The organism is Novosphingobium sp. (genome assembly GCF_027486195.1).
GTDB lineage: Bacteria > Pseudomonadota > Alphaproteobacteria > Sphingomonadales > Sphingomonadaceae > Novosphingobium.
Genome location: NZ_JAIXPP010000003.1, coordinates 33688 through 56517, shown reverse-complemented (window position 1 = coordinate 56517; position 22830 = coordinate 33688). Strand labels below are relative to the sequence as shown.

At 68.0% G+C, this 22830-nt stretch carries 17 protein-coding genes; 9 read left to right on the top strand and 8 right to left on the bottom strand.

Annotated features, from left to right (window positions below; all coding sequences use genetic code 11):
- The gene (locus Q0071_RS00840) at positions 1 to 489 is read left to right on the top strand and encodes a low molecular weight protein-tyrosine-phosphatase (RefSeq protein WP_298164198.1); all 489 of its coding nucleotides are present in this window, start codon (positions 1 to 3) and stop codon (positions 487 to 489) included.
- 11 nt (positions 490 to 500) lie between these two features.
- Here Q0071_RS00840 and Q0071_RS00835 read toward each other — a convergent pair whose 3' ends face one another.
- Entirely contained in the window at positions 501 to 1619 is a 1119-nt protein-coding gene (locus Q0071_RS00835; protein ID WP_298164196.1) for a bifunctional transcriptional activator/DNA repair enzyme AdaA, read from the bottom strand.
- 80 nt (positions 1620 to 1699) lie between these two features.
- Entirely contained in the window at positions 1700 to 5317 is a 3618-nt protein-coding gene (putA, locus tag Q0071_RS00830; protein ID WP_298164193.1) for a bifunctional proline dehydrogenase/L-glutamate gamma-semialdehyde dehydrogenase PutA, read from the bottom strand.
- Between the two features lie 95 nt (positions 5318 to 5412).
- On the opposite strand from putA, the gene Q0071_RS00825 reads away from it, so the two are divergent.
- The 3 genes from Q0071_RS00825 (at position 5413) to Q0071_RS00815 (ending at position 9407) form a co-directional block, all read left to right on the top strand.
- Positions 5413 to 5886: an Lrp/AsnC family transcriptional regulator gene (locus tag Q0071_RS00825; RefSeq protein ID WP_298164191.1), complete on the top strand. Its 474-nt coding sequence runs from the start codon at positions 5413 to 5415 to the stop codon at positions 5884 to 5886.
- Between the two features lie 296 nt (positions 5887 to 6182).
- Positions 6183 to 7889, top strand: a complete 1707-nt coding sequence (locus Q0071_RS00820; RefSeq protein ID WP_298164222.1) for an AAA family ATPase — start codon at positions 6183 to 6185, stop codon at positions 7887 to 7889.
- Between the two features lie 165 nt (positions 7890 to 8054).
- Positions 8055 to 9407 carry an FAD-binding oxidoreductase gene (locus tag Q0071_RS00815; protein WP_298164189.1) on the top strand — a complete coding sequence of 451 codons (1353 nt, stop codon included), beginning with the start codon at positions 8055 to 8057 and terminating at the stop codon, positions 9405 to 9407.
- 282 nt (positions 9408 to 9689) lie between these two features.
- Here the strand turns inward: Q0071_RS00815 and Q0071_RS00810 are convergent, their stop codons facing one another.
- The 3 genes from Q0071_RS00810 to Q0071_RS00800 are packed head-to-tail and all read right to left on the bottom strand — an operon-like array spanning position 9690 to position 13309.
- Positions 9690 to 10658 carry a phosphotransferase gene (locus tag Q0071_RS00810; protein ID WP_298164188.1) on the bottom strand — a complete coding sequence of 323 codons (969 nt, stop codon included), beginning with the start codon at positions 10656 to 10658 and terminating at the stop codon, positions 9690 to 9692.
- Positions 10651 to 11943 (bottom strand): aminotransferase class III-fold pyridoxal phosphate-dependent enzyme, encoded by a 1293-nt coding sequence (locus Q0071_RS00805; RefSeq protein WP_298164186.1) that lies wholly within the window; start codon positions 11941 to 11943, stop codon positions 10651 to 10653. The genes Q0071_RS00810 and Q0071_RS00805 overlap by 8 nt, the downstream gene beginning before the upstream one ends.
- On the bottom strand, positions 11918 to 13309 hold the full coding sequence (locus Q0071_RS00800) for a glutamine synthetase family protein (protein WP_298164184.1): 1392 nt from the start codon (positions 13307 to 13309) through the stop codon (positions 11918 to 11920). Before Q0071_RS00800 ends, Q0071_RS00805 begins: the two co-directional genes overlap by 26 nt.
- A gap of 104 nt (positions 13310 to 13413) precedes the next feature.
- Between Q0071_RS00800 and Q0071_RS00795 the strand changes: the two genes are divergently transcribed.
- The 5 genes from Q0071_RS00795 to Q0071_RS00775 all read left to right on the top strand — a co-directional run bounded on the left by Q0071_RS00795 (position 13414) and on the right by Q0071_RS00775 (position 18629).
- Positions 13414 to 14148, top strand: coding sequence for a GntR family transcriptional regulator (locus tag Q0071_RS00795; RefSeq protein ID WP_298164181.1), 735 nt, complete (start codon positions 13414 to 13416; stop codon positions 14146 to 14148).
- A gap of 45 nt (positions 14149 to 14193) precedes the next feature.
- The gene (locus Q0071_RS00790) at positions 14194 to 15564 is read left to right on the top strand and encodes an APC family permease (protein WP_298164179.1); all 1371 of its coding nucleotides are present in this window, start codon (positions 14194 to 14196) and stop codon (positions 15562 to 15564) included.
- 86 nt (positions 15565 to 15650) lie between these two features.
- The gene (locus tag Q0071_RS00785) at positions 15651 to 16817 is read left to right on the top strand and encodes a GNAT family N-acetyltransferase (protein WP_298164177.1); all 1167 of its coding nucleotides are present in this window, start codon (positions 15651 to 15653) and stop codon (positions 16815 to 16817) included.
- Positions 16814 to 17662 carry a transcriptional regulator gene (locus Q0071_RS00780; RefSeq protein WP_298164175.1) on the top strand — a complete coding sequence of 283 codons (849 nt, stop codon included), beginning with the start codon at positions 16814 to 16816 and terminating at the stop codon, positions 17660 to 17662. The genes Q0071_RS00785 and Q0071_RS00780 overlap by 4 nt, the downstream gene beginning before the upstream one ends.
- Before the next feature lie 49 nt (positions 17663 to 17711).
- On the top strand, positions 17712 to 18629 hold the full coding sequence (locus Q0071_RS00775) for an acyl-CoA thioesterase II (RefSeq protein WP_298164173.1): 918 nt from the start codon (positions 17712 to 17714) through the stop codon (positions 18627 to 18629).
- 1 nt (position 18630) lies between these two features.
- Here the strand turns inward: Q0071_RS00775 and Q0071_RS00770 are convergent, their stop codons facing one another.
- The 3 genes from Q0071_RS00770 to uvrC all read right to left on the bottom strand — a co-directional run bounded on the left by Q0071_RS00770 (position 18631) and on the right by uvrC (position 22751).
- Entirely contained in the window at positions 18631 to 19413 is a 783-nt protein-coding gene (locus Q0071_RS00770; RefSeq protein ID WP_298164171.1) for a hypothetical protein, read from the bottom strand.
- Positions 19410 to 20585: a hypothetical protein gene (locus Q0071_RS00765; RefSeq protein ID WP_298164170.1), complete on the bottom strand. Its 1176-nt coding sequence runs from the start codon at positions 20583 to 20585 to the stop codon at positions 19410 to 19412. The genes Q0071_RS00770 and Q0071_RS00765 overlap by 4 nt, the downstream gene beginning before the upstream one ends.
- A gap of 186 nt (positions 20586 to 20771) precedes the next feature.
- Positions 20772 to 22751, bottom strand: a complete 1980-nt coding sequence (uvrC, locus tag Q0071_RS00760; RefSeq protein WP_298164168.1) for an excinuclease ABC subunit UvrC — start codon at positions 22749 to 22751, stop codon at positions 20772 to 20774.
- Positions 22752 to 22830: the final 79 nt, after the last annotated feature.

The following is a 22830-nucleotide window of genomic DNA, read 5'->3' as shown; positions in this document are numbered from 1 at the left end:
ATGGGGCAGCTTGTGAGCCAGCCGTCGGTTCTGTTCGTATGCCTGGGTAATATCTGCCGCTCTCCGCTGGCCGAGGCCGCGCTGCGCGCCGAGGCGGTTGCGGCGGGGCTGGCGATCACCATCGATTCTGCCGGGACCGGCGGATGGCATGCGGGTGAGCCGCCCGACCACGGCGCGATCACCGAAGCGGCGCGCCACGGGATCGACATTACAGGCTACCGCGCGCGGCAGGTGCGCCGCGAGGATTTCCAGCGCTTCGGCTATATCTTTGCGTTGGATCAGCAGAACCTGCGCGATTTGCGGCGGATCGAGCCGGGCGGGCTGCTCGGCCGATCCACGGCGCGGCTGAGCCTGCTGATGGACATGGTGCCGGGGCGCGAGGGGACGGCGGTGATCGATCCCTTCGGCGGGAGCGCCGAAGATTTCGCGCAGACCTGGACCGATGTGCGCGAGGCGGCGCGGTATATCGTGACGCGGCTGGGCGGTTAGGTTCTGGGCGGTTAGGTGCCGGCCCGCTCGCGCCGCTCCGCATCGAGCAGGGCGCGCTTGCGTTCGAGCCCCCAGCGGTAGCCACCGAGGCTGCCGTCCGCGCGCAAGGCGCGGTGGCAGGGGATGAGGAGCGCGATGCGGTTCGCTGCGCAGGCGCTGGCGGCGGCGCGGACGGCACGCGGCCTTTCGGCGCCGGCGGCGACTTCGGAGTAGCTCACCACATCGCCCGGCTTCACCGAGAGGAGGAAGCGCCAGACGCGGATCTGGAAGGCGGTGCCGCGCAGATCGAGCGGGAGATCGGGGCGGGGGGCAGCCTGTTCGAAATGGGCGGCGAGCGCGGCCATCCAGTCATCCAGCGGGGCTGCCGCCGCCAGCGCGGCGGGGAGCAGTGCAGCCTTGGGAAACTCGGCGGCGAGCTGGGCAAGCAGTGCTTCTGCGCTTTCGCCGAACTGGACGAAGCAGACGCCGCGCCGGGTGGCGGCCATCATCAGCGGGCCGAGCATGGTTTCGCGGGTGGCATGGACGATATGCTCGCCCGCGCCGCCCGCGCGGTAGGCGCTCGGGGTCATGCCGAGGCTGCCGTCGGCCATGTCATAGATGCGGCTGGTCGAGCCGAAGCCCGCATCGAGGCCAGCTTCGAGTACCCCTTCGCCTTCGCGCAAGGCCAGCTTGAAGCGGGCGAGGCGGCGGGCGGCCTGATATTCGCGCGGGGAGACGCCGAGCGCGGCCTTGAACGCGCGCTGGAAATGGCTGGGGCTCATCCCGGCCTGATCGGCAAGGTGGGCGAGGGGGAGCGCATCCTCCGCATGATCGGCAATGTAGCGGGCCATGGCCTGCATCAGCGCGGCGGCAGGTTCCTGCGCTGCGGCGGGGTGGCAGCGGCGGCAGGCGCGGAAACCGGCGGCTTCAGCCTCGGCCGGGGCGGCGAAGAAGCGCACGTTCTCGCGCTTGGCGAGGCGCGAAGGGCAGGAGGGGCGGCAATAGACGCCGGTGGTCTTGACGGCATAGACGAAAGTGCCGTCCGCCGCCTTTGCGCGCGCAGTGACATGGTGCCAGCGGGCTTCGTCAAGGGCTTCGGGGCTTGCCACGGGCTGGCCGTAGCGTGCGGGGGAGGGAATTGCCAAGGACATCTGGGGGCTCCTGCCGGGGTTAGCAGCGGGATAGCGGGCAGGGCGTGACGATGCCCTCCGAAGCTTGCGGTGCAATCCCGCTAGGCGAGGGCCATCAGGCTGGCGTTGCCGCCGGCGGCGGTGGTGTTGACCGAGAGGGTGACTTCCTCGAGCAGGAGGTGGAGCGGGGTCCCCCCGGGAGCAGATATGTGCAAGGGGACGATGGCGCCTTCGCGCTGCGCGAGCTGGCGGCTGGCTTCGGCGATGCGCGCGGGCGAGCCTTCGATCAGCATGGCGGCGAGATCCGGGATCTGGCTGAGGTCTGTTTCCTCCCACAGCACACGGGCGGCGAGCGCGGCCGGGAAACCGGCGGGGCGAGTTGCGATCGGGCTGGGGGCGGTGATCACCGCGGTGTTGCCCGTTGCCAGCACGGCGGCGACCTGCTGCCACAGCGCCTCGACGCTGGCGGCGCTGCAGGCGATCCGGCCGCGCGGGGCGAGGCGGTACGCGTTGCGTTCGCCGACCGGGCCGGGAAGTTCTGCGGTGAAGCCGAGGAGCGAGGCCTTGGCGGCGTCCCATGCCGCGCTGGCGGCGGCGGCGAGGCCCTGCGCGGAGGCCCACAGGGCGAAGGCGGCAAGGGCGGTGTCCGGCTCGGCGGGGCGTTCGCCTGCGGGCAGGCTGGGCAAGGCGCCGGGGGCGAAGCGGGTGAGATAGAGCGGGCCGCCCGCCTTGGGGCCGGTGCCCGAAAGGCCGCGTCCGCCGAAGGGCTGCACGCCAACGACCGCGCCGATCATGTTGCGGTTTACGTAGAGGTTGCCCGCGTGGATGCGGTTCGTCACGCACTCGACGGTCTGATCGATGCGAGTGTGGAGACCGAAGGTGAGGCCGTAGCCCGAGGCGTTGATGGCCTCGATGAGGCTGTCCATGTCCTCGGCGCGGAAGCGGACGACGTGGAGGACGGGGCCGAAGACTTCGGCCTTGAGATCGCGCGGACCCGCCAGTTCGATCAGCGTGGGGGCGATGAAGGTGCCTTCTGCCGTTTCGGGGGCGAGGGGCATTTCGGTGATCGGGAAACCGGCGGCGCGCATGGCGGTGACATGTGCGGCGATGCCGGCGCGGGCGCGCTCGGAGATGACCGGGCCGACATCGGTGGCGAGGGCTGCGGGGTTGCCGACCGCGAGTTCGGCCATCGCCGCTTTCAGCATGGTGAGGGTGCGGTCTGCGATATCCTCCTGCAGGCAAAGCAGGCGCAAGGCAGAGCAGCGCTGGCCCGCGCTGTCGAACGCGGAAGCGAGGACATCGGCCACGACTTGTTCGGCGAGGGCGGAGCTATCGACGACCATGGCGTTGAGCCCGCCGGTTTCGGCGATGAACGGGATGGGGGCGCCGTGAGCGGTCAGGCGACCGGCGAGCGATTGCTGGATGGCGCGGGCGGTGGCGGTGGAGCCGGTGAAGACGACGCCTTGCGTTTCCGGCGCGGCAACGAGGGCGGCGCCGACCTCTCCGCCGCCGGGGAGAAAATGGAGCGCATCTGCGGGAATGCCGGCGGCGTGCAGCATGCGGACGGCCTGCGCGGCGACGAGCGGGGTTTCGGGCGCGGGCTTGGCCAGCACCGGATTGCCGGTGGCGAGTGCGGCGGCGATCTGGCCGGTGAAGATCGCCAGCGGGAAGTTCCACGGGCTGATGCAGACGACAGGGCCGAGCGAGTGCGCCTCGGCGGGCAGGCGGCGGGCTTCGGCGGCGTAGTAGCGCAGGAAATCGACTGCTTCGCGCACTTCGGCGAGGGCATTGGCGGCGCTCTTGCCAGCCTCGCGGATAAGGAGCGCGATGAGGGAGAGCGCTGCTGCTTCCATCGCATCGGCGGCGCGTTCGAGCGCGGCGGCGCGGGTTGCGGCGGGGGTGATGGTCCAGCTTGATGCGGCGGCTTGGGCGGCGGCGCGGGCGGCGTCTTCAGGGGTTGCGGAGTGGACGTGGCCGACGATGTCGCGGTGGTCGGCGGGGTTCAGCACGACTTGCGCGGGGCGGGCGGGATCGCCGGCGCGGTGGTTTTGCGCGGCACTGGCGATCAGGGCTTCGGCGAGCGCGGCAAGGGTGGGTTCGTCGGCGAGATCGAGGCCCTTGGCGTTCTGGCGGTCGGCGAAAAGGGCCTGCGGGAGCGCGATGGCACCATGCGGCGCGCCGGGCTGGGGTTCGGCGGCGACCACGGCGGCGGGGTCTTCGATCAGGGCTTCGACGGGCACGTCAGGATCGGCGATGCGGTTGACGAAGGAAGAGTTCGCGCCGTTTTCGAGGAGGCGGCGAACGAGATAGGCGAGCAGCGTCTCGTGCGTGCCGACGGGGGCATAGACGCGGCAGGGGCGGGCGAGCTTTTCGGGGCCGACGACCTCTTCGTAGAGCGGTTCGCCCATGCCGTGGAGGCACTGGAACTCGTAGTCGCCGAGTGTGAAGTCCGGTCCGGCGAGGTGGAGTACGCTGGCGAGCGTTTGCGCGTTGTGCGTGGCGAACTGCGGGAACACGGCATCGCGCGCGGCGAGGAGCTTTTGCGCGCAGGCCTGATAGGCGAGATCGGTGTGGACCTTGCGGGTGTAGACCGGGAACTCGCTGAGGCCGGCTTCCTGCGCGCGCTTGATCTCGGCATCCCAATACGCCCCTTTGACAAGGCGGACCATGATGCGGCGCTGGCTGGCGCGGGCGAGATCGACGATCCAGTCGATCACCATGGGGCAGCGCTTCTGATAAGCTTGGATGACGAAGCCGAGGCCGTTCCAGCCCGCGAGGCTGTCTTCGTGGGCAAGCCCTTCGAGAATGTCGAGCGAGAGCTCGAGACGGTCGGTCTCCTCGGCGTCGATATTGAAGCCGATGTCGTAGTTTTTGGCGAGCTCGGCGAGGGCGAGCACGCGGGGGGCGAGTTCGGCCATGACGCGGTGCGCCTGCGCGCGGGCATAGCGGGGGTGGAGTGCGGAGAGCTTGATCGAGATGCCGGGGCCGGAGAGGATGCCGCGCCCGGCGCTGGCGGCACCGATGGCGTGGATCGCAGCTGTATAGGATTCGAAGTAGCGCGCGGCGTCCTCGGCTGTGGCGGCGGCTTCGCCCAGCATGTCGTAGCTGAAGGCAAAGCCTTGCGCCTCGCGGCGGCGGGCGCGGGTGAGCGCGTCCTCGATTGTTTCGCCCATCACGAACTGTTCGCCCATCATGCGCATGGCGACATCGACGCCGCGGCGGATGACCGGCTCGCCCAGACGGTGGACCATGCGAGTGAGCGCCTGGCCGAGGCCGGTGGCATCGACGCTTGCCGCGAGCTTGCCGGTGATGACGAGGCCCCAGGTGGCGGCGTTGACGAAGAGCGGCTTGTCACCGCCGAGGTGCGCGGCCCAGTTGCCGGTGGCGAGCTTGTCGCGGATCAGCGCGTCGCGGGTGGCATCATCGGGGATGCGCAGCAGCGCTTCGGCGAGGCACATCAGCGCGACGCCTTCGTGGCTGGAGAGCGCGAATTCCTGCACCAGCGCCTGCACCCCGCCGGGGCGGGCCTTGGCGCGAAGGCGTTCGATGAGGGTGCGGGCGGTCTGCGCAATGGCGGCGCGGTCCGCTGCGGGGAGCGTGGCGGCGGCGAGCAGGGGGCGCACCGCATCGGGCTCCGGAATGCGCGTTGCGGCGGTGATCGCGCTGCGCAGCGCGGTTTTGGGCGATAGGCGGGGGGCGAAGAGGGGGAGCGCGTTCATGGGGTGCAGAATACGCGATTCCTTGAAGGCCTTTTTCCCTATTTGAGTTGTGATGGTGCCCACATCGCCCTAAGTTTGCAGATATGGCGGGCGATATGGATACAGATGGAGCGAATGGCGGGCAGTTGGACCGGTTTGACCGCGCCATCCTCGACATTCTGGCGGTGGATGGGCGGCTGCCGATCACGGAGCTGGCGCAGCGCATCGGCCTTTCCAAATCGCCGACTCAGGCGCGGCTCAAGCGGCTGGTGGCGGAGGGCTACATCCGCGGCTTTCGGGCGATCCTCGATCCGCGCAAGCTGGGGATGGACCATGTCGCCTTCACCGAAGTGAAGCTTTCCGACACGCGCGAGGCGGCGCTGGAGGCGTTCCGGCTGGCGGTGCTGCGCATTCCCGAGATCGAGGAATGCCACATGATCGCGTCGAGCTTCGACTATCTGCTCAAGGTGCGCACCGCCGATATCCGCCGTTACCGCGAGGTGCTGGGCGAGAAGATATCGAGCCTGCCGCATGTGGCGAACACCTCAACCTTCGTCGCGATGGAGACAGTGCGCGATCCGCATGATTGAAGTTGCATTTGCAACCGGATGTGCCTATCGGCGCGCACCGGTCGGCGAATCGTGCGACCGAAGGAGACGTGCATTGCTGGAATTTCTAAACCGAGTGGGCACCGCGCCCCGGTTCTTCCAGCCCTTCGCCTAACGCGCTTTCGCGCGCCGCGAGAGGGCCTGAGGGCCTTCGTGCGCGGCAATCCCACTTCGATCTGAAACACTGGGAACGTCCCCGTGGGCGCGCTTGCGTCCGGGGCGCGAAGCGAGACTTTATGGACGAGATTACGATTGCCCGGAGGATGCTCCTGCGGGCCATGCAGGGTGTGACGGCGGCTTCTCCGCCGGGCAAGACGCTGCTGGAATTCGGCCGAAGCAATGCCGATGTACTGCTGGGCTTGCGTCCGGCGGTGGCGAAGAAACTGACCTGGACGGCGCTGAAGCGCGCGGCGGCGGGCAAGGCGTTGCCGCCGCGCGCGCCTTCCGGGGCGGTGCGGCTGGCGGGTGAGGTTGCGGCGCTGTTGCGGCTCGATCCCATCGATGCAGGGATCGTGACGGTGGTCTTCGCGCTGGACCGGGTGCGCATGGTGCGCGATCTCGGCGATATTCTGCGCGGACAAGGCGACAGCCTGCCTGCGATGATCGGCGAGATCGCGGGGGCTGATCCGCAGGATGCCGAGCGGCGCGTGCGGCTGAACCCGCTGTTCCGCATGGGGCTGGCCGTGTTCCGCGCGGACTGGCGCGGCCAGATCGAGCTGGAGACGCGCTGGGCACTCGACAACCTGCTCGACCGCATGCCGGAGAGCGAAGACGGGATCATCGCGCAGCTGGTCGGCCCCCGCCAGACCGGAGCATTGCCGCTGGATGCCTTCGCCCACGTGGCGGAGGCCGATTTCCTGCGGCGGCTGCTCGAAGGCACCAAGGCCGAGCGCGCGGCCGGCATCAACGTGCTTATCCACGGGCCGCCGGGCACGGGCAAGACCGAGTTCGCACGCGCTTTGGCCGAAGCGGCGGGCCTGACGCTGCACAGCGCGGGCGAGGCCGACGACGACGGGCGCGAGCCCGACCGGGCGGATCGGCTCGCCGCGTTCCAGATGGGGCAGCGGCTGCTGGCAGGGCGCGGCGATGCGGCGCTGCTGTTCGATGAGATGGAGGACCTGATCGGCGATGCGACGCCGGTGCAGGGTGACTTCATGCGCGGGCGGCAGGGCAGCAAGGTCTTCGTCAACCGGCTGCTCGAGACCAACCCGGTGCCGGTGATCTGGACGACCAACGCGATTCGCAACATCGATCCGGCGATCCTCAGGCGGATGAGCTTCGTGCTGAAGCTGGGCCATCCCTCGCGCGCGACGGCGCTGCGCATGCTGGAGCATGTGGCGGCCGAGGAGTGCGTGGAACCGGGTGCGGGCTGGGCGGGGTTGGTCGATGCTGCGCCCGAGGCGGCCTCGGTCCTGCGCGTGGCGGCGCGCGGCGGGCGGCTTGCGGGTGAGGCGGATGGCGGGCTGCGCGCGGCGCAGTCGCTGGTCAAGGCGCTGCGCGGGACGAGTGATCTGCCGCAGGGCCACGACGGGACGATCGACTTCGACTTGTTCGAGACCGATCGCCCGCTGCAGCCGCTGTTCGACGAGGTGGACTCGCTGCTGTTTGACCGCACCACGGCGCAGGCGAGCTGGGAAGTGAGCCAGGTCAACGAACTGCTTACCTGGCTGGACCGGCATCCGCTGCCGGTGGTGGCGGCGACCAACCATGTCGGCAAGCTCGATCCGGCGACGATGCGGCGCTTTGTGTTCAAGCTGGAACTGCGCGCGCTTTCGCCGGGGCGGGCGGGGCGGGCGTTCACGCGCTTCTTCGGCATGGCGCCGCCGCCGGGGCTGGCCGATGTGCGGGGGCTGACACCGGGCGACATGGCCGTGGTCAAGCGGCAGCTGCGCTTTGCCGACAAGGCCGATGCGGGAGAGATCCTTGCGCGGCTGAAGGACGAGGTGGCGGCCAAGCCGCAGACCGGGGGGAGGATCGGGTTCTAGGACCCGGTCCTTCCTTCCGGGAGCTGAAGATGATCACAAATCGGCGGTGTATGGAGCATTTTGCAGCTTAACGGCGCCGGAACGTGCAAAAATGTGATCACATTATTGTTGACATTGCGGGGGCGGAAATCTAGGCGAAAAAGGTACTTTTGCGAGCACTTTGCCATGAACGCCACCACGACTGCCCCCTCCTCTGCGCCGAACTCCGATCGCGAGATCGAGACCTTTTCGCCCGCTTCGCCCTATGCCGGCATGCCGACGTACTATGCCGCGAGCGCCAACCCCACGCCGCGGCGGCCGGAGCTGCTGGGTGAAGAGCGCGCGGATATCTGCGTGGTGGGCGCAGGCTTCACCGGCATGGGCGCGGCGCTGGAACTGGCGGAGCGCGGGTACAAGGTGATCGTGGTCGAGGGCGAGCGTGTGGGCTGGGGCGCTTCGGGGCGCAACGGCGGGCAGCTGGTCAATGGCTATAGCCGGCGGATGCAGGAAGTGCGGCAGCACTACGGAGCGGAGGCGGAGAAGGCGTTCGGTGCGATGGCGCTGGAAGGCCAGGGCATCATCCGCGAGCGCGTGGCGAAGTATGGCATCCAGTGCGACTTGCGTGCGGGCAATGCGATCATGGCAATGAGCAAGCCGCAGCTTAAGGTGCTGGCGGAGCGAACCGAGGAATGGCACCGCCACGGCCATACGCAGATGTTCCTGGCGGAAGGCGCGGCGGCGCGCGAGCATATCAATTCGGATCGCTATATCGGCGGCATGTTCGATCCCATCGGCGGGCACATGCATTCGCTGAACTATGTGCTGGGCGAGGCGGCGGCGTTCGAGGGGCTGGGCGGACGGATTTTCGAGAATTCGCGCGTGACCCATGTCGACCGGGGCGCGGAGCCGGTGGTGCACACCGCCAAGGGCAAGGTGCGCGCGAACAAGGTGCTGGTCTGCGGCAATGCCTATCTTGGCGATGCGGCGCCCGATCTTTCGGGGCGCGTGCTGCCGGTTTCGAGCCAGGTGATTGCGACCGAAGTGCTGGGCGATGAGCTGCTCGAGACGCTCTTCCCGACCAACTACTGCATCGAGGATATCCGCTATATCCCGGACTACTATCGGCGCACGGCGGATGGCCGGCTGCTCTATGGCGGCGGCACGATCTATGGCGGGTTCGATCCGGCCTCGATCGAGGGCAAGATCCTGCCGCAGATGTTCCAGACCTTCCCGCAGCTCAAGGGCACCAAGGTCGAGTTCCAATGGAGCGGCAATTTCGCGCTGACGATGACGCGCTATCCGCAGATGGGGCGCGTTTCCGACAGTGTGTACTTCTCGCAAGGCGACAGCGGGCACGGCGTGACCACGACGCAGATGCTGGGGCGCCGTCTGGCCGAGGCCATCGACGGGCAGATGACCAAATTCGACGTGTTTGCCTCGCTGCCGTACATCCCGTTTGTGGGCGGAAAGCTGTTTCGCGTGCCCTATTGCGTGGTGGGCGCGTGGTACTACGGGCTGAGGGATCGCCTTGGAATCTAGGGATGAATCCTGAATCTCAAGTTAGCTTGAGGTGTGATTCCGGTTCCTGATTCCTTTCAATGCTTTGCTGGTTTGTTGGGCGGGTCTTTGCCGGGCCTGCGGGCCTATGCATGTGGCTCTGGATTCCCACCTTCGCGGGAATGACGAGGGGGTGGGAGAACACCTTTCCGTCACCCCGTGCTTGCCACGGGGTTGGGCTTTTCTTCAGGCGCGGCGCTTGAAAAGAAAAGCCAAGGCCCGGATCAAGTCCGGGCCGACGATTACATCTGATGCTTTCTGGTTCTAGCGGTGTCGCTCAAGAGCGGCATTGGCCCTCGCGATCAAATCGGCCTTCCAGTCATCGCGGGCAATGTCCGGGCGGTTCGCGCTCCAGCCGATGAGCATCAGCGAGCGTGTGAGAAGGAACAAGTTGAGCTGCGCGAGCGTATCTTCCGGGAGCGCGCGGCGGCTGATGTAGCCGGTGAGGAAGCGGTCCCGCAGCTGTTCGAATTGCGGCTCGCTGGAGGCGCTCCAAAGGCTGACGGCCATGTCGAAGACAGGCCAGCCCCACGCGCAATCATCGAAATCGATGAGGCCCAGCCGGTCACCGCTGACGAGGACGTTTGCGGGGTGGGCATCAGCGTGGATGAGGATCAGAGGATCGGTGAGGTCAGCGAAGTGGGCGGCGACGAGGCTGCGGGCTTCGGTGAGGAACTGGCGCTCTTCGGCGGTGAGGCAAGGCAGATCCCAGAAGCGGCCCCAGAAGGGGGTTTCGCCGACAAGGCCGTCCGCATCGAGGCGGTGGCGGCTGAAGGCGGAGGGCGGGGACCAGCCTGCGGTGGCGTTGTGCAGATCGGCGAGGAGCGCGCCGGTGCGCTCGAACCAGGACCACGTGGCGGGGCCGCGATCCTTGCCGATCAGGCTTTCGAGCGTCTGGCCGGGGTGCCAGAGCGTCATTCCGGCGAGGCGGGTGCCTTCGGGATCGGGGGTGGCGACTTCGGTATACCATGCGCCATTGCGCGTGCGGCGGCCGGTGGGGACGATCAGCCCTTGCTCTGCGAGGTGCGCGGTGAACTGGCGTTCGGATTCGAGTTCCGCGAGCGCGAGGTAGCCGGGGCGGTGGAGGCGCAGGGCCCATGTCGTGCCGCTGGGATCGGTGGCGCGGAAGACGACGTTTTCGCTTTTGCCGACGGGGTGGGGTTCGGTTTCGGGGAGGCCGAACTGGACGAGCGCTTCGCTGGCGGCGGGGAGGTACGCTTCGATCTCAGGCATGCGTGACGCGGTCGAAGGCTTCGAGGAAGGCCATGGCGTCTTCGCGGGGGAGGACGAGCGGGGGGCGAATCTTGACGCAATTGTTGAAGGCGCCGTCGACTGAGGTGAGGAAGCCTTCGCGGCGGAGCGCACAGACGAGGGCGAAGGCGTGGGCGGTATCGGGTTCGCCTGCGCCGTCGACGAATTCGGCGGCGAGGAAGAGGCCCTTGCCGCGCACATCGAGGAGGCCGGGCGTGTGGCCGAGGCGCTGTTTCAGGGCGGCCTTGAGTTCGGCGCCGAGGGTGCGGGCGTGATCGACGAGGCCTTCCTCCTCGATCACATCGAGCACCGCGAGGCCGACTGCGCCTTGCAGGGGGCTGGCGGCGAACGTGTTGAAATAGCGGGTCTCGGCGCGGAACTGTTCGACCACTTCGCGGCGGGCAGTGGTGGCGGCGAGGGGGAGGCCGGCGCCCATGGGTTTGCCGGTGACGATGATGTCCGGCGTGAGGCCGACGTGATCGTAGCCCCACCATGTGCCGCTGCGGCCGTAGCCGGCCTGCACTTCATCGGCGATGATGAGGCCGCCCTCGGCGCGGACCAGCGCGGCGGCTTTGGCCATGAAGGTGGCGGGGATATCGGGCAGGCCCTCGTTGGCGAGGATCGGGCAGAGAATGAGGGCGGCAAAGCCCTGGCCGGTGGCCTTGAGGTCGTCGATCGCGGCCTTGAGGCAAGCGACGTAGGCGTCTGCCAGCGCTTCTTCGCTGAGTCCGGGGGTGAGAGGGCGTAGCGTTTCGGGGAAGGGGATCGAGCGGACTTCGGGGTGACGGGTATCGCCTGCTGCGAGGTTCGTCAGCGCGCCGACGACGGTGTTGTTGCCGTGGTAGGTGTGGTCGGTGCAGACGATCCCGCGCGCGCCGGTGGCCATGCGGGCCATGCGCAGCGCGATTTCGATGGCTTCGGTGCCGGAGCAGCTGAAAACCGCGCTTTCCGTCACGCGCTGGAGCGCGGTCAGCCGTTCGGCGAGCGCAATCGCGGGTTCGCTGAGGTAGCGGCTGTGGGTGTTGAGCGTGGCCTGCTGGCGCGCCATCGCGTCGACGATGCGCGGGTGCGCGTGGCCGACGCAAGGCACGTTGTTGTACATGTCGACATAGCGGCGGCCGTCCGCGCCGAACAGGCTCGCGCCCTCGCCCCGCACAAGGTGGAGCGGTTCATCGTAGAACAGCTTGGCGCCGCGCCCGAAGGCGCGGTCGCGCCGCTGGAGCAGCGGATCAGGCCCAGAGTCAGGCGTTGCGGAGATACCAGTCATAGTCGAGCGCGGTGACCTCGCTGAAGAAGCGGTCCTGTTCGGTGCGCTTCACCGCGCAGTACATTTCGACGAAGGTATCGCCGAGATAGTCGCGCATGATGGGTGAAGCGTGGAGCGCATCGACGGCGGCGTACCAGTTGCCGGGGACCTGATAGGGGCTGTCCGCCGCGGCCTTGTAGCCATCGCCGACGACCGCCGGGCCGGGATCGATCCGGTTCACCATGCCGTGATGGACGCCCGCAAGCATCGCGGCGAGCGCGAGGTAGGGGTTGGCGTCCGCCCCGGCGAAGCGGTGCTCGACATGGCGCGACGCGGGCGGGCCGGCGGGGACGCGAAGGCTCACCGAGCGGTTGTTGACGCCCCAGATCGGCGCGGTGGGGGCGTAGCTGTTGGCGCGGAAGCGGCGGTAGGAATTGGCATTGGGCGCGAAGATGCCGAAGGCTTGGCTTTGCGTTTCCCTGAGGCCGCCGATGGCGTGGCGCATCTGCTCGGTGCCTTCGGGGTCCTCGCTGGCGAACACGTTCTTGCCGTCTGCGCCCGCCATGCTGAAGTGGAGGTGCATCGAACTGCCGGCGGAATGGCTGAAGGGCTTGGCCATGAAAGTGGCGGCCATGCCCTGCGTCTGCGCGACGCCTTTGGCGAGGCGCTTGTACATCTGCGCTTCGTCTCCGGCGCGCAGGGCATCCGGGCGGTGGTGGAGGGTTAGTTCGACTTGCCCTTGCGCGTATTCGGAAATGACCGCTTCGAGCGGGATTCCCTGTACGTCCGCCAGCCGCCACAGTTCCTTGAAGAAGGGAGCGAAGTCCTGAATGTCGGTGAGGCTGAAGACGTCGATCAGGTGGGGCTGCGCAGCGGTGTGCGGCGAGCGGGCGAGGTGGACTTCGCCGCGCGGGCCGCGCACGGGATCGACGAGGTAGTATTCGATCTCGCAGGCGACGACGGGGGTGAGGCCGAGCGGCTTGAAGCGGTCCACCACGCGGGCGAGGACGTGGCGCGGATCGAGTTCGCAGGGGGTGCCGTCCGCGTAGTACATCGATGTGATCACTTGCGCGACATCATCGCCCAGCCACGGCGCCTTGACCAGCGTGCCGGGAACGGGGCGCAGCATATAGTCCGGATCGCCGTTGCCCCAGACGAGGCCGGTGTCTTCGCAGTCCTGCCCGGTCACGTCTGCCACCAGCATCGAGCTGGGATAGAGGCGGCCGCTTTCGTAGATCGTCATGAGCTCGCTGCGCCGGACGCGCTTGCCGCGCGGGACGCCGGAGAGCGCGGTGAAGATCACTTCGATGAAGGCGATTTCCGGATTGGCGGCGAGGAAATCGCGTGCTTCAGCCGGGTCGGCGATCATGGATTGCGGGGCGGTCATGGGTTGGAACGGTCCTCGGGAGCTTTCGTACCGGGTGGTATGGAGCAGGGCGGGGGGAGTCAATCAGGCTTGGCGCGCCCGCAAAAATGTGATCACATGGCGGCATGATGGCAACAGATCTCGTGGACGAAACGCAAGGCGGCGCGGATGATCCGCGCACGCTGCACCAGCAGGTGCTGGCGCGGCTGCGGCAGTCCATCCTGCTTGGGCGGATCGAGCCGGGGCAGGCGCTGACGATCCGGGGGCTGGCGGCGGACCTTGGCGTGAGCGCGATGCCTGTGCGCGAGGCGCTGCGCCAGCTGGTGGCGGAGCGCGCGCTGGAGCTGATGGACAACCGGCGCGTGCGCATTCCGCCGATGACGATCGAGCGCTTCGACGACCTCATCGCGGCGCGCGTGGTGCTGGAGGCCGAGGCGGCGGCGCGGGCCATGCCCTATGTGACGGAAGGCCTGATCGCGCGGCTGGAGGCCGAGGATGCGGTGATCAACGAGGCCGAGGCGGCGCGCGACTATGACACCTGGATCGGGGCGAACTTTGCTTTCCATGCGATGCTTTACGGGGCGGCGGGGCAATCGGCCTTCCTGCCGCTGATCGAATCGCTGTGGCTGCAGATCGGCCCTTTCCTGCGCCGGGCGATGCGCACGCTTTCGGGCCACTACACCGTGGACCGGCATAGCGAGGCGCTGGCGGCGCTGCGGCGGCGCGATACGATGGCGCTGCGGATCGCGATCGAGGCCGATATCCGCGATGGCATCGCGCATATCGGCAGCACGCTGATCCGGAGCGAGGCCTTGGGGGCGACTGGTGTGCAAGGCACCCTTCGACAAGCTCAGGGTTAGCGGGTGTTGGGGGAAGCATCAAGTTAACGCGGGGGACCATATGGCATGAGCGAGCAGCAGAGCTTGGCAAAAGGCGCATTGTCGGCGCTGGAATCGACGATCATGGGGATCGCGGGGACATCGCCTGCCTTCACCGTCGCGGTTACGACCGGCACGATCTATGCCGCGATCGGGCCGCTTTCGGTGGGGAGCCTGCTCTACAGCGGCGTGATCATGCTGGGCATCATGTTTGCCTTTGCCAAGCTCAACCGGGTAATGCCCGATGCAGGGGCCGCTTTTGCCTGGGTGGGTTCGGTGTTTGGCCCGACCTGGGGCTTCTTTGCCGGGTGGGGGCTGATGGTCGCCTCGGTGGTGTTCATGGTTTCCGCCACTTTGCCCGCCGCGACGGCCACGCTGCTGCTCTTCGCGCCCGATCAGGTGGAGAATACCCCGCTGGTGACGGCGATTGCGGCGGTGTGGCTGACGCTGGTGACCGCCATCGTGCTGCGCGGGATCAAGCATGCCAGCACCGCGCAGGTGATCGTGACGGTGATCGAGGCGGCCATCGTCGTCGCATTGCTGGGCGCGGCGGTGATCTGGTTTGGCGCCACCCCGGCGCACGCGCCTGCGCTTTCGTGGATCGCGCCGGGATCGTTCACGTTCAAGTCGTTCGCCGATGGGGCCATCGTCTCGGTATTTTTCTACTGGGGCTGGGACGTGACGATGAACCTGGGCGAGGAGACCGAGCCGGAGGACGCCTCCAAAGGGGCGTTCTGGGCGATGATCAACCTCATCGTGTTTTTCGTGATCCTGATGACGGTGGTGCTGATCGCGCTTTCCGACAAGGAAATCGCCGCAGCCAATACCAATGTGCTCTATGCGATTTCGGCCAAGATCTTCCCTGCGCCGTGGAGCTACCTCGTCGTGCTGGCGACGGTGCTGAGCACGGTGGGCGCGCTGGAGACGCAGATCCTGCAGTTCAGCCGCAGCATGTATTCGATGGCGCGCGCGGGCGTGTTGCATCCGCGCTATGCCGCCGTGCATCAGGAGTGGCAGACGCCGTGGGCGGCGACGCTGGTGATCTGGGCGCTCGGCCTCGTGCTGCTGTTTGCGGCGTCCTACATGCCCTCGGTCGCGGCGATCCTTGAGAGTTCGATCGAGGCGATCGGGCTGCAGATCTGCTTCTACATGGGGCTGACGGGCTATGCCTCGGCCTGGCATTTCCGGGGGCTGCTGCGGACGGACATGCGCGAGGCGTTCACCCATGTGGTGATGCCGCTGATCGGCGCGCTGTTCATGACCCTCGTGGCGGCCTGGGTGATCCCGACCTTCAGCCCGATTGTGCTGACGGTGGGTATCGGCGGGCTGGCGCTAGGCTTCATCCCGCTTTCCATCGGCTGGTGGCGCAATGCGCGGGGCGGCGCTTTGCCGGCGTAAACCTGCGCGAAATGTAACGGAATATGCCTAGTCGTTAACCGCCTGTTCGGTCCGGACTGCTAGCCCTTGAGGCTGGAGGCCCGATTTTGAACGACGCATCCTTTACCATACGGCCGGGGAAGGCACGCCTTCCCGGAGCGGGCGAGGCTGATGCCAGCTTTGCCGTGCTGCCATGGCGCGCATGGGATTCGCCGGATGCGCGCGCTGGATGGGATGCGCTGGCGGCGCGGGTGGGCACGCCCAATCCGTTTTTCGAGCCATGGTACCTGCTGCCTGGCCTTGCGCGGTTCGATCCGCAGGAGCGCATCCACATCGCCGCGCTGATGCGGGGGGATGCCCCGCAGGCACTGCTGCCCTTGCAGCGCGCGCGGCGCTATGGCCAGCACCCGCTGCCGCATCTGGCGGTGTGGCTCCATGCCAATGCCTTCCTCGGTGCGCCGCTGGTGGCGCAAGGGGCCGAGGAAGCGTTCTGGGAAGCGCTGCTCGACTGGGCGGACCGCAACGCCGGGCTGGCGGCCTTCCTCCACGCGGCCTCGCTGCCGCTAGAGACGGCGCTGGCCGAGGCGCTGCTGGCGGTGGGCGCGCGGCAGCGCCGGCAGATCGTGCTGGTCCACCGCGAAGAGCGCGCGATGCTGGCTTCACCGCTGGGGCCGTCGGCCTATCTGGAGCATGCGCTGCCGGGCAAGAAGCGCAAGGAATTGCGCCGCCAGCAAGCGCGGCTGGCCGAGCAGGGCACGCTTGCCGCCTTGCGCCGCACCGATGGCGAAGGCATCGCGCTGTGGATCGAGCAGTTTCTCGCGCTGGAGGCGCGGGGCTGGAAGGGCAGCGCGGGCAGCGCGCTGGCCTGCGCGGGCGAGACGGCGGGGCTGTTTCGCGAGAGCATGACGGCGGCGGCGGAGCGCGGCTGCCTCGAGCGGCTGAGCCTTGAACTGGACGGCGAGCCGATCGCCATGCTGGCGACGCTGATCACGCCGCCGGGGGCCTTCTCCTACAAGACCGCGTTCGACGAGCGCTTTTCGCGCTTTTCGCCGGGCGTGCTGCTGCAGCTGGAAAATCTGGCGTTGCTGGAGCGCGCGGGCGTCCGCTGGGCCGATAGCTGCGCGGTGCCCGACCATCCGATGATCGATTCGCTATGGCGCGAACGCCGCGCGATCGGACGCTTTTCCATCGCCATCGGCGGCCCGGCGCGGCGCGCGCTGTTTAGCTGCATCGTTTCCTTCGAACTGTCTCGCAATCCGCAGGGCCTGAAATGAGCTGTACCGTGTTCGAAGCAGAGGCGCGCGCCGCTTTTGCCGCTGCCTATCCCGAAGTGCCGCACCGCCTGCGGCATGAGCTGCGCGGCCATCCGCTGTTGACGCTGGATGCGCTGGCGGACCTGGCCGAGGCGCTGCCGGAGCAATCCCGCGAATACAACCGCGCCGACTTGCCGGTGGGGCTCAACGGCATCGTGCCGCCGGGCAATGGCCTTGGCATCGGCGAGACGATCCGGCGCATCAACGAAACGGGCAGCTGGGCCGCGCTCAAGAACATCGAGCAGGTGCCGGTCTACCGCGAGCTGCTGCTGGCGCTGCTGGAGGAGCTGCGCCCGGCGATCGAGGCGCGCACGGGGGCGATGCTGCGGCCGCAGGGCTTCGTGTTCATCACCAGCCCGAACGGGGTGACGCCGTATCACTTTGATCCGGAGCACAATATCCTGCTGCATCTGGCGGGCGTGAAGGCGATGACGCTGTTTCCGCAAGGGAACCCGAACTACGCGCCGGATGAGACGCATGAGGCCTATCACACCGGCGGAGGGCGGGAGCTTTATTGGCGGGATGAGCTGGATCGCGGCGGCACCGAGTGGAAGCTGCGGCCGGGCGAGGCGCTCTACGTGCCGGTGATGGCACCGCATTACGTGCGCAACGGACCGGCGAGCGCGATTTCGCTTTCGATCACGTGGCGTTCGGAATGGAGCTTTGCGGAAGCCGATGCGCGGGCATTCAATGCGGTGCTCCGGCGCATGGGGCTTTCGCCGCGCGCGCCGGGGCGCTGGCCTGCGGACAACCGGGCCAAAGCAGCCGGCTGGCGCATGCTGCGGCGGCTGCCGGGCTTTGGCTGAAGGCAGCTTACCGTTGACGCAAACGTCAGGTTGGGCAATGCCGCCTGCCATGAGCGAAACACCCGAAAATTCCGATCCGGCTGATCTCGTTGCCGGCTTGCTGCGCCTGCTCGATGTTACTGATGGCGGAAATGACCACTTTGCCGGGGCGCGCAAGCCGGGCGGGGTAGGGCGCGTGTTTGGCGGGCAGGTGATCGGGCAGGCGCTGGCGAGCGCCGAGCGCACCGTGCCTGCGGACCGGCCGGTCCATTCGCTCCACGCCTATTTCCTGCGCAGCGGGAATGAGGACTACGGCATCGATTTCGAGGTGATGCGCGATCTCGATGGCGGGAGCTTCGCCAATCGCCGCGTGGTCGCGAGCCAGCAAGGCGAGGATGGCAAAGTGAGGCCGATCCTGAGCATGGTCGCCTCGTTCCACAAGCGCGAGCCGGGGGTGGAGCACGCCGAGGACATGCCGGTGGTGGCCGAGCCCGAGAGCTTGCGCAGCGAGGCGGACTTGCGCGCCGAATATGCCGACCGCGTGCCCGAGCGGCAGCGCCACATGATGCTGCAACCGCGCCCGATCGAGCTGCGCCCGGTGGAATCGCGGCACTGGATGGGCGGCCCCCCGCGCGAGCCCTTGTCGCACACCTGGATGCGCGCAGTGGCGCCGTTGCCCGATGATCCCAAGATCCACCGCGCGGTGCTCGCCTATGCCAGCGATATGACGCTGCTCGGCACCGCCACGCTGCCGCACGAGATCAGCTGGGCCAAGGGCAACATGATGGGCGCCAGCCTTGATCATGCGATCTGGTTTCACGACGATTTCCGCGCCGACGAATGGATGCTCTACGTGTGCGACAGCCCGTGGGCAGGCCGCGCGCGCGGGTTCAACCGGGGGCGGATCTTCACGCGCGAGGGCAAGCTGATCGCCAATGTGGCGCAGGAAGGTCTGATCCGGCCGCTGACGAAGAAAAGCGAAGGCTGACCTATTTCTTGCCCGGCGGGCAGTTCACGATGGCTTCGAGCAGGGTGACCTGCACCAGCGACGTGGACACCATGGTGAGCAGGCGGTCGGTGTTGGTCTTGTCGGCCAGCGAGAGCACGATGGCATCGAAGGCCTTGCAGCGCTGCAGCGTGGTGATGCCGCCGCCATACTGATTTCCGATCATCGTCAGGTAGCGGTCATAAGGATCGGTGCGGCGCGAGATTTTTGCGGCGGGCTTCGCGGCAAGTGGGGGCGCGGCGGCGGGGTTGGGCAATGCCTTGCGCGCTGTGCCCGGGGCCGATTTTGCCGCGATGGAGGTCGATGCCAGCGTGCGCCTGCCGGGTGCTGCCTTGCCGGGCGCTGCCTTGCCGGGTGCTGACTTGCCAGCGGCCAGCTTGGCCGGGGCCGTCTTCACAGGTGCGGGCTTCGCCGGGGCGGCTGGCGCCGGGGGGCTGGCAGCCGCGACCTGCCGGGCTGCGCCGGGCGCGGGCTTGACGGGGAGGCTGCGCAGGAAGCTGGCGACGCGGTCGTTCGCTTCGGCAAACATGGTGCGGCGCGAACTGTTCATGCCGTCCAGATGATCGCTGATCGGCACGCCGACATGGCGGCAGCGCACCCCGACGCCCATCATCATCGTCTGGAACTCGACAAGGCGGGCAGCCTGCACTGTCGCGGCATCGGGGCAGACCGCAGCGGTTTCGGCGGCCTGTGCGGTGACCGGCGCGAGCACGAGCGCGAGGGCACCGGCAAGCCCTGCACCGCGCGGAAAGCGCGCCGGGGTCACGGCTGCTTCGCAGTCTCGCACGCCCGGATCGGCACTGCCATCAGCGTGTTGAACGCGCTGACCAGCGCCGATTGGGCGGTGAAGGCGGCTGCGGCGACCGGGCCATAGGCGCGGGCCTCGGCGGCGACCGCGTTCATCGGATTGATATCGCCGCTGAGCTGGTTGGTATCGTAGAGATCCTGAAGCTGATGCATGTAGGCGATCGTCGCATCGTTGTTGCGCTTCGCCGCTTCGACGGCCGTGATATAAGTCTGATCGTGGAAGGCATTGCGCGCCTCGGCCGAGCAGAAGCTGGCGGGGAAAGCGAGCGGCGGGATTGCTGCGAGCTGCGGGCGTGGCGGCAGGACGAAGCCGGTGGGCAGCGGGCCGACCGCGATCGGGCGCGGATCCCCCGCCGGTGCCGCGCTGGCCGAGAGTGCTGCTGCATCGGGCACGGCAACCGGCGGTCCGGCAACTTCGACAAGGCGGGACGGGGCCGCTGCGGGAACCGCCAGCGGAGCGGCGGCGGGGGCGAGCGGGGCGGAGTCTTGCGCGGGGCCTACTTCGGCCACCTCGACAATCGGGGTGGGCGAGGGCGCGCCGAGGCGCTGGCTATCCCCCAGCGCGCCGAGCAGACGGCGCAGCGCGGCGCTGTCGCTGCTTTCGGGTTCGGGATCGGCCGGCTCGGCGGCGGTGACATAGGGCGCGGATTCGGCTCCGGACCTGGTGGCCACGATGGGCGCGAATGGCGGCGCCGAGCGCGCGGCTTTTGCGGCGGCAAGCTGCTTCGGAGCGGGTGCCGGTGCCGGTGCCGGTGCCGGCGTTGGCGTTGGTGCCGGTGGTGCTGCCTTCGCCGTCACGACTGGGGGCGCGGGCTGCGGTGTGGGCACGACCTGCGCGGGTGCTGGTACGGGTGCGGGTGCAGGTACGGGTGCGGGTGCAGGGGCGGCGAGTGGGCGCAGTTTTACCAGCTTGACCCGCGCCACCGCAGCAAACGTGCCGTTCGGATACTGCGCGAGGTAAGCTTCGTAGAGCGCCGGATCGTTGCCGCTTTCGACCGATTGCCAGTAGGTCAGCTCGAACTGGGAGCCGACGCCGGTGGTGGCCTGTCCTTGCGCCGAGATCGGCACGGCCAGCGCAAATGCCAGCGCGGCGAGCGCGACGACGAGCATCCGTGCCGGCGATTGCCGCACGGGCGCGCCTGCGCTGTATGATGCCCCTCTGTCCACCGTGCCCCTCGGATCGCCTGCCACCTGCCTGCGATAGGCAGATGTCACTATCACACGATAGTAAAGATTCGGAGTCGATATGGATTGATCTGGTCATGCGCCCCTTTCCTTATAGGGCAGGGGCAACACAGGTGCGCAGCGGAACCGGCTTCAGGCGCCCGGATGGTAGAAATCGTAGACTGCCTGCGCGACCGTGGCGCTTACCCCTGGCGCGCGCTGAAGGTCTTCGAGGCTGGCGGCGCGGACCTTGCCGGCGGTGCCGAAGTGCAGCAGCAGCGCGCGCTTGCGCGCCGGGCCGATGCCGGGGACTTCATCCAGCGGGCTCGCGGTGATCGCCCGGCTGCGCTTGGCGCGGTGCGCGCCGATGGCGAAGCGGTGCACTTCATCACGCAGGCGCTGGAGGTGGAACAGGACGGGTGAATTGACGGGTAGCATCTTCTCGCGCCCGTCCATGAAGTGAAAAACCTCGCGCCCATCGCGCCCGTGGTGCGGGCCTTTGGCGATGCCGATGAGGTTGACATCCTCGATCCCCATGGCCTCCAGCGTCTCGCGCGCGGCGTTGAGCTGCCCCTTGCCGCCGTCGATGAGGACGAGATCGGGCCACATGCCAGCCTCGCGGTCTGGATCGTCGTCCTGAGCTTTTGCAAAGCGGCGCTGGAAGACTTCGCGCATCATGCCGAAATCGTCGTTGGTCTGCGCGGTCTTGATGTTCCACTTGCGGTATTGGCCGGTGAGGAAACCTTCCGGCCCCGCGACGATCATCGCGCCGAGTGCATGCGCGCCCTGCACGTGGGAGTTGTCGTAGACTTCGACGCGCTGGGGCGCTTCGCCGAGTTCGAGGAATTCGGCCATTTCGCGCCAGGTGCGGGCCTTGGTGCCGCTTTCCGCAAGGCGGCGTTCGAGCGCTTCGACCGCGTTGCGCTGCGCCTGTTCCATCAGGCGGCGGCGATCGCCGCGCTGGGGGACCGAGACTTCGACCTTGCCGCCCGCCGCGCCGTGGAGCGCTTCGGCGAGAAGGTCGGCTTCGGGCAGCTCGCGGTCGACGAGGATCAGGCGCGGCGGGGGGACTTCCTCGTAGAACTGGGCGAGGAAGCTGGTCATGACCTCGTGCTCCTCCAGCCCCTCGGTATGGCCGGGGAAGAAGGCGCGGTGGCCCCAGTTCTGGCCGCCCCGGATAAAGAACGCCTGGATGCTGATCTGGCCGCCCTTGCTCGCGATCGCGAACACGTCCGCATCGCCGACGCCTTCGGCGTTCACCGCCTGGCTGCCCTGGATGAAGGTCGCGGCGCGCAGACGATCCCGCAACATGGCCGCGCGCTCATAATCCAGCGCTTCGGCGGCCGCGCTCATCTGCGTTTCGATTTCCTTCTGCACCGCGCCCGATTTGCCGCCGAGGAAGTCCTTCGCCTGCCGCACGAGCTCGGCGTAGTCCGCCTCGCTGATGCGGTCGACGCAGGGGGCCGAGCAGCGCTTGATCTGATAGAGCAGGCAGGGGCGATCGCGGCGCGACATGTAGCCATCGTTGCAGCTGCGCAGCAGGAACAGCTTCTGCAGCGCGTTGATCGTGGTGTTGACCGAACCGGCGCTGGCGAAGGGGCCGTAGTAGTTGCCCTTGGCGCGCCGCGCGCCGCGATGTTTGCTGATGCGCGGGAAGGCATGATCGGCGCGCAGGAGGATGAAGGGGAACGATTTATCGTCGCGCAGCAGCACGTTGTAGGGCGGGCGGTAGCGCTTGATCAGCTGCGCTTCGAGCAGCAGTGCCTCGGCCTCGGAATTGGTGGTGACGATGGTCATCGAGCGGGTCTGGCTGACCATGCGCTTGAGCCGCTGGGGCAGGCGATCGACCTGGGTGTAGTTCGCCACACGGTTCTTCAGCGCACGCGCCTTGCCGACATAGAGCACATCGCCGCGCGCATCGTGCATGCGGTAGACGCCGGGCTTGGGCTTCAGCGTGGCGACAACCTCGCGGATCGCGGCGACACCGCGCTCGATATCCGGCTGGTCCGAACCGCGCACGGTGTAGGTCGCCTTGTCCTCGTTGAACCGCTCCGAGGCCTGCGGGAGCAGGGGCTCCGGCACTTGCGGCCCGGAGTGGTTTTCGGACGGGGAAGGGGGTGTGCGGCGCGCCATGGCGGGTTCGAGATAGTCGTTCGGGCGCGGCTTGGGGAGGGGCGGCAGGCAGATATCCCCGCGCAGAGACCTGCCATTA

Coding starts and splice junctions, on each gene's coding strand:
- Q0071_RS00840 (WP_298164198.1), top strand. CDS start 1: ATGGGGCAGCTTGTGAGCCAGCCGTCGGTTCTGTTCGTATGCCTGGGT.
- Q0071_RS00835 (WP_298164196.1), bottom strand. CDS start 1,619: ATGTCCTTGGCAATTCCCTCCCCCGCACGCTACGGCCAGCCCGTGGCA.
- putA (WP_298164193.1), bottom strand. CDS start 5,317: ATGAACGCGCTCCCCCTCTTCGCCCCCCGCCTATCGCCCAAAACCGCG.
- Q0071_RS00825 (WP_298164191.1), top strand. CDS start 5,413: ATGGATACAGATGGAGCGAATGGCGGGCAGTTGGACCGGTTTGACCGC.
- Q0071_RS00820 (WP_298164222.1), top strand. CDS start 6,183: ATGCAGGGTGTGACGGCGGCTTCTCCGCCGGGCAAGACGCTGCTGGAA.
- Q0071_RS00815 (WP_298164189.1), top strand. CDS start 8,055: ATGAACGCCACCACGACTGCCCCCTCCTCTGCGCCGAACTCCGATCGC.
- Q0071_RS00810 (WP_298164188.1), bottom strand. CDS start 10,658: ATGCCTGAGATCGAAGCGTACCTCCCCGCCGCCAGCGAAGCGCTCGTC.
- Q0071_RS00805 (WP_298164186.1), bottom strand. CDS start 11,943: ATGACTGGTATCTCCGCAACGCCTGACTCTGGGCCTGATCCGCTGCTC.
- Q0071_RS00800 (WP_298164184.1), bottom strand. CDS start 13,309: ATGACCGCCCCGCAATCCATGATCGCCGACCCGGCTGAAGCACGCGAT.
- Q0071_RS00795 (WP_298164181.1), top strand. CDS start 13,414: ATGATGGCAACAGATCTCGTGGACGAAACGCAAGGCGGCGCGGATGAT.
- Q0071_RS00790 (WP_298164179.1), top strand. CDS start 14,194: ATGAGCGAGCAGCAGAGCTTGGCAAAAGGCGCATTGTCGGCGCTGGAA.
- Q0071_RS00780 (WP_298164175.1), top strand. CDS start 16,814: ATGAGCTGTACCGTGTTCGAAGCAGAGGCGCGCGCCGCTTTTGCCGCT.
- Q0071_RS00775 (WP_298164173.1), top strand. CDS start 17,712: ATGAGCGAAACACCCGAAAATTCCGATCCGGCTGATCTCGTTGCCGGC.
- uvrC (WP_298164168.1), bottom strand. CDS start 22,751: ATGGCGCGCCGCACACCCCCTTCCCCGTCCGAAAACCACTCCGGGCCG.